The sequence below is a fragment of the Bradyrhizobium sp. 62 genome (assembly GCF_023073035.1).
GTDB lineage: Bacteria > Pseudomonadota > Alphaproteobacteria > Rhizobiales > Xanthobacteraceae > Bradyrhizobium.
Genome location: NZ_JADPIT010000032.1, coordinates 962,923 through 973,709, shown reverse-complemented (window position 1 = coordinate 973,709; position 10,787 = coordinate 962,923). Strand labels below are relative to the sequence as shown.

The window sequence follows — 10,787 nt, the reverse complement described above, 5'->3', positions numbered from 1 at the left end:
CGGAACCAGCCGCCCATCTGGGTGCCGGTGTTGCCGCAGGGGAAGCCCATCACGTTCGACTTCTTGAAGAACTCGTTGGCGAGCTCGTTGCCGCCGCCCTGGTAGAGCCAGGAATTCTGCTGGCGTGCGTTCAGGCCGAAAGGCACCGACGCGAAGATCGCGAAGGTCGGGTCTTTGCCGACGTAGTAATACGACACCGTGTGGCACATCTCGACGGTGCCTTTCTGGGTCGCATCCAGCGCCTGCAGGCCGGGGACGATTTCACCCGCCTGGAAGACCTGGATCTGAAACTTGTTGTCGGTCATCTCGGCGACATACTTCGCCATCTGCTCGGCACCGCCGTAGATGGTGTCGAGCGACTTCGGGAAGCTCGACGTCAGGCGCCACTTGATCTCGGGCGAGGACTGCGCGATCGCCGGCGAGGCCACCGCTGCGGTCGCCGCCGCACCGGCTGCCGACACTTTCAGGAAATCACGACGCTTCATCTTCAGTCTCTCCTTGTTGGGGCGTTTCCCCTAACTTCCTCTTTGCTGCCGCTCATTCCGGCGACGCGTTCTTTGGCCGCGTCGAACCGAAGGGGCTTGACTGCCGTGGGCCTTTAACACGGAAGCCTCGCTTTCGAAACGCGACATTGGCATGACAGGGCTCTACGAAAGTCGCATGTCCCCGGGGTATTGGTTTGAAGGGATTGCTTGGATCCGCTCAGGCCGCGGCGATGACGCCCTTGAGCTGGTCCCGCACCTGTCCCGCGATGGCGCGGTAGATCGCCGCATGGGGCCCGTCCGGCTCGCTGTCGACCACGGGCGTGCCGGCGTCCGAGGTGGCGCGAATCGCCATGTGCAGGGGGACCTCGCCCAGGAACGGTACCCCGAGCTTCTCGGCCTCGTGGCGCGCGCCGCCATGGCCGAAAATGTCGGATTTCGTGCCGCATTGCGGGCACTGGAAATAGCTCATGTTCTCGACGATGCCGAGCACGGGCACGTTGACCTTCTTGAACATCGCAAGCCCCCGTCTTGCGTCGATCAGGGACAGGTCCTGCGGGGTCGAGACGATCACGGCGCCCTTCAAGGGGACGTTCTGCGCCAGCGTGAGCTGGGCATCGCCAGTCCCCGGCGGCATGTCAACGACGAGGACGTCGAGCTGGCCCCATGCGACGTCGCGCAGCATCTGCGTCACCGCCGACATCACCATCGGCCCGCGCCAGATCATCGCGGTCTCTTCCTCAACCAGGAAGCCGATCGACATGATGGCCAGGCCAAAGCGCCTGAGCGGAATCATCTTGCGCTCGCCATCCAGCTCCGGCTTCTCATGCAGGCCCGTCAGGCGCGGCACCGAGGGGCCGTAAATGTCGGCATCGAGCAGCCCGACCTTGAGGCCGAGATCGCGCAGGCCCAGCGCAAGATTGAGCGCGGTGGTGGACTTGCCGACGCCGCCCTTGCCCGAGGCGACCGCGATCACGGCCGCGACGCCCGGAATCTCGGACTGCCGCGCCATCGGCGATTGGGCGCCGCCCTGCGGCGGCGGCTTGTGGGCGTGGACCGGCTGCACGCCCGGCGTGCCGCGACTGGGCGTTGGCGGCGGCGGTGGTGCCGCGCCCGCCTTCCGCTCGGCCGTGAGCGCCACCATGACGGTGGTGACGCCGGGAATGGCGCGCACCGCGGCCTCGGCCTCGGCCCGGACGGATTCCCAGGCGCGCGCCTCGGCGGCATCGACATTGATCGAGAAGAACACCTTGCCATCGGCCGCGCTGATCGCGCTCAGCACATTGGCATTGGTGAGCGCGACCCCGCGGGGCGACTTGATCCTGGCGAGGCTGTCGAGAACCTGTTGCTGCGTCACGCTCAAAGCGCATCTCCTAGAATTCAAGATGCCCCATTAGAGCGGAAACGCCCAAAAGGCTACTGCCTGCCGATGTCGTCGGCCATCTCGGCGGGCGCCGCGCCCTGCTCCAGGGCAGCCTCGTAATTCAGCTCGATCATGACCCCGTTGGGGTCATGGACGAAGATCTGCCAGAGTTCGCCGCCGGGCACCTGGCGGGAGTCGAACTTCATCCCCTTCGAGGCCAGCCGTTGTCTCATGCCGTCAAACCCGCGGCTGGCGAAGGCGACGTGGTGGACAACGCCGGAATCCGGCTTTTGTGGCTCGGCAGTCGGAGAAATATCGACGAGGTGCACCACCGGCTTACCCTCGCTGTACATCCAGGCGCCGGGGAAGGCGAAATTCGGCCGGGCGCCCTTTTCCAGGCCCAGCACGTCCTCGTAGAAGCGGACGGTCTCGGCCAGATTCCGGGTCCGGATGTTGAAATGATCGAGCACGCCCACGCTTACGCCGCCCATGCCTTCGCTCCCTTTTTTTGAAGTCCTTAGGTCCGCCATCCTAGCACAAGCGGGGGCCAAACGAACCCGTTGCCCTCCGGCCTCAAGGGTTTATGGTGCGGCCGATCTGCCGCAATGGCGGAACCGGGCGGCCCTCGCCCGGCAAGAACCGTAAAACCCAAACTACGGACAAGGTACCACAGATGGCTAAAGTCGCTTTCCTCGGTCTCGGCGTGATGGGCTTCCCCATGGCCGGACACCTCGTGAAAAAAGGGGGCCATGAGGTCACCGTCTATAACCGCACCGCGGCCAAAGCGAAGGAGTGGGCGGACAAGTTCGGCGGCAAGACCGCGGCGACCCCGAAGGCTGCAGCCGAGGGCCAGGACTTCGTGATGTGCTGCGTCGGCAACGACAACGATCTGCGCGCGGTCACGATCGGTGCCGACGGCGCGTTTGCCGGCATGAAGAAGGGTGCGACCTTCGTCGACCACACCACCGCGTCCGCCGAGGTCGCGCGTGAGCTCGATGCTGCCGCCACCAAGGCCGGCTTCAAATTCATCGACGCACCCGTGTCCGGCGGGCAGGCCGGCGCAGAGAACGGCGTGCTGACGGTGATGTGCGGCGGCGCACAGGACGCCTATGCGGGTGCCGAGCCGATCATCACAGGCGCCTATGCGCGGATGTGCAAATTGCTGGGGCCGGCCGGCTCCGGCCAGCTGACCAAAATGGTCAACCAGATCTGCATCGCCGGCCTCGTCCAGGGCCTCTCCGAGGGTGTTCACTTCGCCAAGAAGAGTGGCCTCGATGTCGCCGCCGTGATCGAAACCATCTCAAAGGGCGCCGCGCAGTCCTGGCAGATGGAAAACCGCTACAAGACCATGAACGAGGACAAATACGATTTCGGCTTCGCGGTCGAATGGATGCGCAAGGATCTCTCGATCTCGCTGGCCGAAGCCCGCCGCAATGGCGCCAATTTGCCGGTGACCGCGCTGGTCGACCAGTTCTACGCGGAGGTCGAGAAGATGGGCGGCAAGCGCTGGGATACGTCGAGCCTGCTCGCGCGCCTTAATCGCTGACCTCTGACGAAGTGATTCTGCCTTGCTGATCGCACTCGCCGCAATCTTCGTCCTCGCCTATGCGGCGATCGCGCTTGAGCATCCGATCGGGGTGAACAAGAGCGCGTCTGCGCTACTCGGCGCCGGCGTGCTCTGGACAATCTATGCGCTCGCGACCGGTGACCACACGGTGGTCGGCCGTCAGCTAGATGAGTCCGTCGCCTCCACCGCGCAGATCGTGTTCTTCCTGATTGGCGCGATGACGATCGTCGAGGTCATCGACGCCCATGATGGTTTCGAAGTCATCACCTCCCGCATCAGCACGACCAGCCAGGTCCGTCTGATATGGCTGATCGGTTTCGTGACCTTCTTCCTCAGCGCGATTCTCGACAATCTGACCACCACCATCGTCATGATCTCGCTGATCCAGCGGCTGATCGCCAAGCGCGACGACCGGCTGCTGTTCGCCTCTCTCATCGTCATCGCCGCAAATGCCGGTGGTGCATGGACCGTGATCGGCGACGTCACCACGACCATGCTGTGGATCGGCGGACAGATTTCGCCCCTGAAAATCATGGGCGCGGTGTTCCTGCCCTCCCTGCTGAACCTGCTGGTGCCGCTCGCATTCATCAGCTTTTCGCTCAAGGGCAAGACCATCGCACCGCCGCCGAAAGAGGACGGATTGCAGAGCGTCGATCCGTTCGAGCGGAACGTGATGTTCTATCTCGGACTCGGCGTACTGATCGCGGTGCCCGCCTTCAAGACGGTCACGCACCTGCCGCCCTTCATGGGTGTCCTGCTCGGGCTTGGCGTCGTGTGGCTGGTGGGCGAGATCGTTCATCGCGACAAGGATGAGCATGTCCGTGGTCCGCTCACGCTGGCGAATGCGCTGACGCGGATCGACATGGGCTCGATCGTGTTCTTCCTCGGAATCTTGCTCGCGGTCGCCTGCCTCGAACATGCCGGCTTGCTCTCCATGCTGGCCAAATGGCTGGACACCGCGATCGGCCGACAGGACATCATCGTGATCGTGCTCGGGCTGCTTAGCGCCGTCATCGACAACGTGCCGCTGGTCGCCGCGACCATGGGCATGTACGACCTGGCGCATTATCCACCCGACAGCTTCCTCTGGGAGTTCATCGCCTATTGCGCCGGCACCGGCGGTTCGATCCTGATCATCGGCTCGGCCGCGGGCGTCGCCGCCATGGGGCTCGAGCGCATCGAGTTCCTCTGGTACGCCCGTCGCATCGCCCTCCCGGCGCTCGCCGGCTATCTGGCGGGAGCCGTGGTGTACATCGCGCAGCACGCGGCGCTGCATTGAGCGGCTCACGTCGGATCCAAAATTAACGCCGGGTTAACGTAATTCTTTAGCTCCTTAAGTCACCTCTTAAGGATTTCTTGCCAGAGATAGACAATGCAGAAGGCCCGTCCCGCGCGGGCAGGAATTGTTGTTGTGCGATGAGTAAACCCGCTGAAAAGCCCGAGGTTGTGCAGCTTCCGGCCGAGCCGGTGAGCGTGCCGTCGGCGAGCCATCGCCGGGCTGCGGCACAGCGGGTGCGCGAGGCGCGCGACAAGTTAACGTCGACCAGTGGAACCCGGCCGGCTTTCGACGCCGAGATGCTGCGCCATTACGCCCAGACCCGGCTGTCGGCCTCCTATGTCGTGATGCTGCTTGTGGTCGCGACGGGCGTGTTATTTGGGCTGTGGATGCAGCCGATCCCGGCGGCGGCCTGGACCGCCGGTATGCTGTGCATCCATGCCGCGATGATCCGCAGCTGCCACCGCTTCCTGGCCGAGCCCGCCTCGCCCGCAGCAACGCGCGCATGGCAGACGCGTTTCGTCGTGCTCGACCTGCTCTATGGCCTTTGCTGGATGGCGATCCTGATCCATCCCGTGCTCGACATGATCACGGAATCGCTGATGATGTTCCTGATGCTGCTGGTGATCGCAGTATCGAGCATGCTCGCCGCCAATTTGCCGATCGCCGCCCTCGCCGCCACTGCACCGGTCGCGGTCGCGATGGCGCTGAGCTTCGTGATGACGGGCTCGCTGGACAATTACATCCTGGCCGCGCTCGCCCTCGCCGCCGAAGGCTATTTCGTGCTGCTGGCCCACCGCCTGCACTCTTCGACCTTCGCCACGCTCGAGGCGCGCGCCGAGAAGGACGCGCTGATCGGCGAGCTCGAACAGGCCAAGGCGATCTCGGACGAAGCGCGCCACCGCGCCGAATCCGCCAATGTCGCCAAGTCGCGCTTTCTGGCGCAGATGAGCCACGAACTGCGGACGCCGCTCAATGCGATCCTCGGCTTTTCCGAGGTGATGAAGAGCGAGATTTTCGGCGCGCATGCCGTGCCGGTCTACAAGGAGTACTCGGCGGACATCCACAATTCCGGCGTCCACCTGCTCAACCTCATCAACGAGATCCTCGATCTGTCGCGGATCGAGGCCGGCCGCTACGAGCTCAATGAGGAAGCGGTCTCGCTGGTCGGCATCGTCGCCGACTGCCATCATCTGATGAAGCTGCGCGCCTCGAGCCGCGGTATCACCATCCACGAGGTGTTCGAGCAGGCAATGCCGCGGCTCTGGGCCGACGAGCGCGCGATCCGCCAGGTCGTGCTCAATCTGCTCTCCAACTCGATCAAGTTCACTCCGCAGGGCGGCGAGATCTGGCTCAAGGCCGGCTGGACGGCCTCAGGCGGACAATATCTCTCGGTGAAGGATACCGGCTCCGGAATCCCCGAGGACGAGATCCCGGTCGTGCTGGCCTCGTTCGGCCAAGGCTCCAACTCGATCAAGTCGGCCGAACAGGGCGCCGGTCTCGGCCTGCCGATCGCCAAGAATCTGGTCGACCTGCATGGCGGTACGTTCACGCTGAAATCGAAGCTGCGCATCGGCACCGAAGTGATCGTCACCTTCCCGCCCGAGCGCGTGATGAGCGCGCTGGCGCCGATGTCGGATGATTCTCCGCCGCTCCAGCCCGAGAGTTCCGCGGTAGCGGACGAGAAGCGCCGGCCCCGTCGCAAGCCGATCATGAGCGCAGGTACGGGCTCGTAACGAGATGCTTGCAGACATGCCAGACCATCCCTCACTATGTCCGAATGAGCAAAGAAACGCCCTGCGTGGCCGTCTGCATGATCGATCCCAAGACCAGGCTGTGCTTCGGCTGCGGACGCACGTTGCCGGAGATCGCGCGCTGGCACGCCATGGAGAGCGCGGAACGGCTCGCGGTCATGGCGCTGTTGCCGGTGCGAATGAATCAGGCTGGACTTGCGCGCATCGCGCCGGAACGCACCTGACCGGTCGGCGCGCATCTGGAGATGCGCAATGACCCGCTTTCTGCTCGTTCTCGTCATGCTCGCCTGCACGGCCGGTGCCGTCGTCGCCTATGGCGATTCCGACCAGATCGCGCGCGCGAGCAGCAAGGTCTCGCATATCTTTCGCACGCAGACCGCAGTGCCCGCCCCCGCCGTGCAGATTCCGCGCGGCCAGGGCGGCGAATTCGCGCTGCGCGCGAAGATCAACGGCGTGGCCGCACCGATGGTCATCGACACGGGCGCGACTTCGGTGGTGCTGACTTGGGAAACCGCGAAAGCGATCGGGCTGCCGCTCGAGATGCTCGAATACGACGTCGATCTCGAAACCGCGGGCGGTCACACCAAGGCAGCCCGCCTCACGATCGACCGCCTCTCCGTCGGTCACCTCGTCGAGAAATCGGTGCCGGCCCTCGTCGTGCAGCGCGGTCAGATGAAGACCAACCTGCTCGGCATGAGCTTCCTGGACCGCCTGGAGAGCTGGGGCGTGCGCGCCGACAAGCTGATGCTCACCGGTTATCCGGAGCTCCAGACCAGTCAACGCCGCTCGCGCCTGGCAGTCGACTAGACTTTTGCAATCCGGCTCGCCATGTGCCTCGGCTAGGCTGCCGCCTCCGCCGGCGCGCGGGCACCGACACGCGCAATCGCATCGCGCAGCACCTCGAGGCCGGCGCCCGGCTTCACCCCCTGCTCGGCAAGATGGCGGCGGAAGGCGCGCGCGCCGGGCACGGCATGGAATGCGCCGACGAAATGCCTCGTCATGGAGTGCAGCCGCGTGCCGCGCGCGAGCTGTCGTTCGATGTAGGGCATCATCGCTTCGAGCGCATCCTGCATCGAGGCATGCGGCGCCGCCTCGCCGAAAATGTCGGTATCGACCGAGAGCAGCCGCCACGGCTCCTGATAGGCGGCTCGTCCAAGCATCGCGCCGTCAACGTGATCGAGATGTGCTCTTGCCTCGTCGATGCCGGGGATGCCGCCGTTGATGATGACAGGCATATCGGCCATTGCTCGCTTGAGGCGATAGACGCGATCATAGTCGAGCGGCGGGATGTCGCGATTTTCCTTCGGTGACAAACCACTGAGCCATGCTTTCCGGGCATGCACGATCAGCGCATCGCAGCCGGAGGCGACGACCGCGCGCGCAAGGTTGTCGAGCGCGACCTCCGGATCCTGGTCGTCGATGCCGATGCGGCACTTCACGGTGACGGGCACGGTAGCCGCACCCTTCATCGCCTCGACGCACCTCGCCACGAGATCAGGCTCCGCCATGAGGCAAGCGCCGAAACGGCCGTCCTTCACGCGGTCGGAGGGGCAGCCGACGTTGAGGTTGATCTCGTCATAACCGAACTCCTCGCCGATCCGCGCCGCCAGCACCAGCTCGCGCGGATCCGACCCGCCGAGCTGAAGCGCGACCGGGTGCTCCACCAGGTCGAACCCAAGCAACCGCTCCCGGTCACCATGAATGATGGCACCAGTGGTCAGCATCTCCGTATAGAGCAGCGCCCGCCGCGTCAGGTGACGGTGGAACACCCGGCAATGCCGGTCGGTCCAGTCCATCATGGGCGCCACAGAAAAGCGATAGTCTTGATGTTCCAAGTAGTTATCCTATCCTTACAATGGACTAGAGCAGGAACAAGTGCACACGTGTGCACTCCAAGTTAGCCCAAATTGCACACGTTTGTACGGCGTTTGATCTCCCGGTGCACACGTAGCGCATACGAAATCGGGGTGGAGTGCACACGCAATGCCGACCTTTACGAAGGTCAAGTCGGGCAGCTGGCGCGTTCAAGTCAGGAGGAAGAACGAGTACGTCGCAAACACCTTCGTCCGGCGGCGTGATGCGGAAGAGTGGGCACTGGATGTTCGAGCGTTCAATCGACCGCGGCACCCCAATTCGACGCTCCCAGCCTTTTGAGCAGCCTCGAATATTTTCCGATTTGATCGCGCTGCACCTCGACGATCTTGCGCAGGCCATGCGCCAAGCCGAGATCTGCCGGATCGAATGGTCCGATGTCGGTATGACGAAGCGAACTGTCACCATTCGCGACCGCAAAGATCCGAGGTGCAAGGACGGAAACCATCAAATCGTCCCTCTCCTAAATTCGACAGACTATGCTGCGTGGCAGATCATGCTGGAGCAACGCATTCTGACGCGCGGTCTGGGGCGCGTATTTCCTTACCACTCGAAGTCCGTCGGGGCCGGCTTCCGCAGGTCTTGCAACGCGATCGATATCGATGATCTCTGCTTTCACGATGTGCGCCACGAAGGGACAAGCAGACTCTTCGAAGCGGGTTTCTCAATACAGCAGGTCGCTATGGTGACGGGCCATAAGGATTGGCGAATGTTGCAACACTATACAAACCTCAAGCCCGAGGATCTGCACAAGATGCAGACAGCCGCTCAGCCGTCGCTGGAGCAGTTCCTGGCAACGCTGGCAGCAAACTAGGGTGACTACCCCCTGCTCGCTCGCGGGCCCGACTATCTGTCTTCGCCGCTCCGCCGACGGAAGGGATCGGCGACATCGTCGTGGCCGCTGCGGCTGCTGAAGAACATCAGGGCCATCAGCCCGCAGCCGATAACCAGCGAGAAGAAAGCTCCGAGCCCAAGCGCGATCCAGCCATGCTTGCCCATTTCGACCCCACTGCTGGCTCCCCAGATCGAGACAGCCCAAACGCCGGTCAGGATCAACATGGCTCCCAGAGCAACCAACAGCGCGATCTGGCCGGCACTGATGTTCTTCATGGCTGTTTCCACTGTGTGTCTAACGAGGGTCAACGGCGAAGAGCGAGGAGGCGTTCCTGAACAACGCCAAACCCTGAGTGGCTCGTCTGAGTTCGGTGCCGGAACGTGCCGGGCGCTGATTCGCGAAGCTTACGGCGAGTGACTTGCTGCACGGCAGCAACCTCCGTCGCAGGCAATCCGGTCCATCGAATCCAATCAAAAAACACGCCCACATCCGGGCGCGACGCCTCGGGACGGCGCGCCCACATCGCAGAGGCGGCGATGTTCGATCTTACTAAACGCGAGGGCTTATTCGGACACAGCGAGAACGGTCAGGCCCCTGGTGCGCCTGTGGGGCGTCTCGAAGTCGATCCGCTGCCCCGGCGATAGGCCGATCAAGGCCGCTCCAACAGGCGTCAGGACCGAGATCTGATTGAGCTCGATGTTTGCCTCATGCGGATAGACCAGCACGACCTCTCGGCTCGCACCCGTCTCGTCGTCGCGATAAGTCACTTTCGACCCCATCCTGATCACGCCTCGCAAGTTGTTCTCGTCCGTCACCGTGGCACGTTCCATCTCTCGAGCCAGAAAATGGGCCACTCGCGGAAACAGATCCATGCTCGAATTGGCCAAGGAACTGAGGCGCCGTGATTCGTCCTCAGTGATCTTGATCGGTGGCAACGCCGGCTGTTCTCGCCGGCTCTCAGCTTCGAAATTGCGCATTGGTCGCTCCTATGCTGCAGTTGGTCCGGGGTCGTCGTCGAAAGGGTTGCCTGACCGCCTCGTCCCTTTCCGGAAGAGTGGGACGACCTTTGAATCCGATGGGGTCAGGCTTTGGACCCTGACGACATTCAGGCATCCGGCGACGAAGTACGGCATCTGGTCGCCGACCTGCAGTCCGATCAAAGCTGTACCCAGTGGGGTCAACACCGAAATGCAGGCGGGATCCGACCAGCACTCCTCGGGCCAGACCAGTTGCACGGTGCGACGCGGAACGCCCCAATTCGTGCAATGGGTGACCCATGATCCGATCGTCACGAAAGGACGGACGTTGTCCGCTTCGTCGGGACGATATCGGCGCGGTTGATTTCGCCCATGAGGAACATTCCGTCCAAATCTCCTTTTTGGACGGCGAGGCGGGCGAGCTGTTCGAGCCGCGGATAGTCTGATGAGGTCAGTGCGATTTTTGGAAGAGGCAGCACGGCGCACTCCTTCTGCTTCAAGACGACCTCTCGAGTGGAGGTCACGAAAGCTGGAAAAGAGCCCGGACGGCGCGAACACCGTCCGGCTAACCGCCTGCTTGGAGGCGGCCGGCGTGAAGAGCAAAACGCGCGGTGCGCGCATCAATGTCGATGACATAAGCCATGATGCTCTAACTATAGTG

Annotated in this window: 14 protein-coding genes; 6 read left to right on the top strand and 8 right to left on the bottom strand. The window is 63.3% G+C overall.

Features of this window, described 5'->3' with window-relative positions; all coding sequences use genetic code 11:
- The 3 genes from IVB47_RS33885 to IVB47_RS33875 all read right to left on the bottom strand — a co-directional run.
- Window positions 1-485: twin-arginine translocation signal domain-containing protein (locus IVB47_RS33885; protein WP_247468192.1), on the bottom strand; the 485-nt coding region annotated here is incomplete at its 3' end.
- Window positions 486-702: 217 nt separating this feature from the next.
- A complete protein-coding gene (locus IVB47_RS33880) occupies window positions 703-1,845 on the bottom strand; it encodes an Mrp/NBP35 family ATP-binding protein (protein WP_247360352.1) in 1,143 nt (380 codons plus the stop codon).
- 53 nt (window positions 1,846-1,898) lie between these two features.
- Window positions 1,899-2,336 carry a VOC family protein gene (locus IVB47_RS33875; protein ID WP_247468069.1) on the bottom strand — a complete coding sequence of 146 codons (438 nt, stop codon included), beginning with the start codon at window positions 2,334-2,336 and terminating at the stop codon, window positions 1,899-1,901.
- 182 nt (window positions 2,337-2,518) lie between these two features.
- Between IVB47_RS33875 and IVB47_RS33870 the strand changes: the two genes are divergently transcribed.
- The 5 genes from IVB47_RS33870 (at window position 2,519) to IVB47_RS33850 (ending at window position 7,249) form a co-directional block, all read left to right on the top strand.
- A complete protein-coding gene (locus IVB47_RS33870) occupies window positions 2,519-3,391 on the top strand; it encodes an NAD(P)-dependent oxidoreductase (RefSeq protein WP_027569399.1) in 873 nt (290 codons plus the stop codon).
- Window positions 3,392-3,413: 22 nt separating this feature from the next.
- Window positions 3,414-4,691 (top strand): sodium:proton antiporter NhaD, encoded by a 1,278-nt coding sequence (gene nhaD / locus IVB47_RS33865; protein WP_247286725.1) that lies wholly within the window; start codon window positions 3,414-3,416, stop codon window positions 4,689-4,691.
- Window positions 4,692-4,828: 137 nt separating this feature from the next.
- Window positions 4,829-6,424: a HAMP domain-containing sensor histidine kinase gene (locus IVB47_RS33860; protein WP_027569397.1), complete on the top strand. Its 1,596-nt coding sequence runs from the start codon at window positions 4,829-4,831 to the stop codon at window positions 6,422-6,424.
- 44 nt (window positions 6,425-6,468) lie between these two features.
- Window positions 6,469-6,666, top strand: a complete 198-nt coding sequence (locus IVB47_RS33855) for a DUF1289 domain-containing protein (protein ID WP_247468067.1) — start codon at window positions 6,469-6,471, stop codon at window positions 6,664-6,666.
- 28 nt (window positions 6,667-6,694) lie between these two features.
- Window positions 6,695-7,249 (top strand): TIGR02281 family clan AA aspartic protease, encoded by a 555-nt coding sequence (locus IVB47_RS33850; RefSeq protein WP_247468066.1) that lies wholly within the window; start codon window positions 6,695-6,697, stop codon window positions 7,247-7,249.
- A 32-nt stretch (window positions 7,250-7,281) separates the two neighbouring features.
- On the opposite strand, the gene dusA is transcribed toward IVB47_RS33850, so the two are convergent.
- Window positions 7,282-8,277 (bottom strand): tRNA dihydrouridine(20/20a) synthase DusA, encoded by a 996-nt coding sequence (dusA, locus tag IVB47_RS33845; RefSeq protein WP_256467944.1) that lies wholly within the window; start codon window positions 8,275-8,277, stop codon window positions 7,282-7,284.
- A 263-nt stretch (window positions 8,278-8,540) separates the two neighbouring features.
- Here dusA and IVB47_RS33840 point away from each other — a divergent pair, with 263 nt between their 5' ends.
- Window positions 8,541-9,128 carry a site-specific integrase gene (locus tag IVB47_RS33840; RefSeq protein ID WP_247468064.1) on the top strand — a complete coding sequence of 196 codons (588 nt, stop codon included), beginning with the start codon at window positions 8,541-8,543 and terminating at the stop codon, window positions 9,126-9,128.
- 32 nt (window positions 9,129-9,160) lie between these two features.
- Here IVB47_RS33840 and IVB47_RS33835 read toward each other — a convergent pair whose 3' ends face one another.
- From IVB47_RS33835 to IVB47_RS33820, 4 genes are all read right to left on the bottom strand, one after another.
- On the bottom strand, window positions 9,161-9,424 hold the full coding sequence (locus IVB47_RS33835) for a hypothetical protein (RefSeq protein WP_027569393.1): 264 nt from the start codon (window positions 9,422-9,424) through the stop codon (window positions 9,161-9,163).
- Between the two features lie 288 nt (window positions 9,425-9,712).
- Window positions 9,713-10,126 carry a nucleoside diphosphate kinase regulator gene (rnk, locus tag IVB47_RS33830; RefSeq protein ID WP_035962398.1) on the bottom strand — a complete coding sequence of 138 codons (414 nt, stop codon included), beginning with the start codon at window positions 10,124-10,126 and terminating at the stop codon, window positions 9,713-9,715.
- A gap of 9 nt (window positions 10,127-10,135) precedes the next feature.
- The gene (locus IVB47_RS33825; protein WP_247468062.1) at window positions 10,136-10,384 is read right to left on the bottom strand and encodes a hypothetical protein; all 249 of its coding nucleotides are present in this window, start codon (window positions 10,382-10,384) and stop codon (window positions 10,136-10,138) included.
- 53 nt (window positions 10,385-10,437) lie between these two features.
- Window positions 10,438-10,626: a hypothetical protein gene (locus IVB47_RS33820; RefSeq protein WP_247468060.1), complete on the bottom strand. Its 189-nt coding sequence runs from the start codon at window positions 10,624-10,626 to the stop codon at window positions 10,438-10,440.
- Window positions 10,627-10,787: the final 161 nt, after the last annotated feature.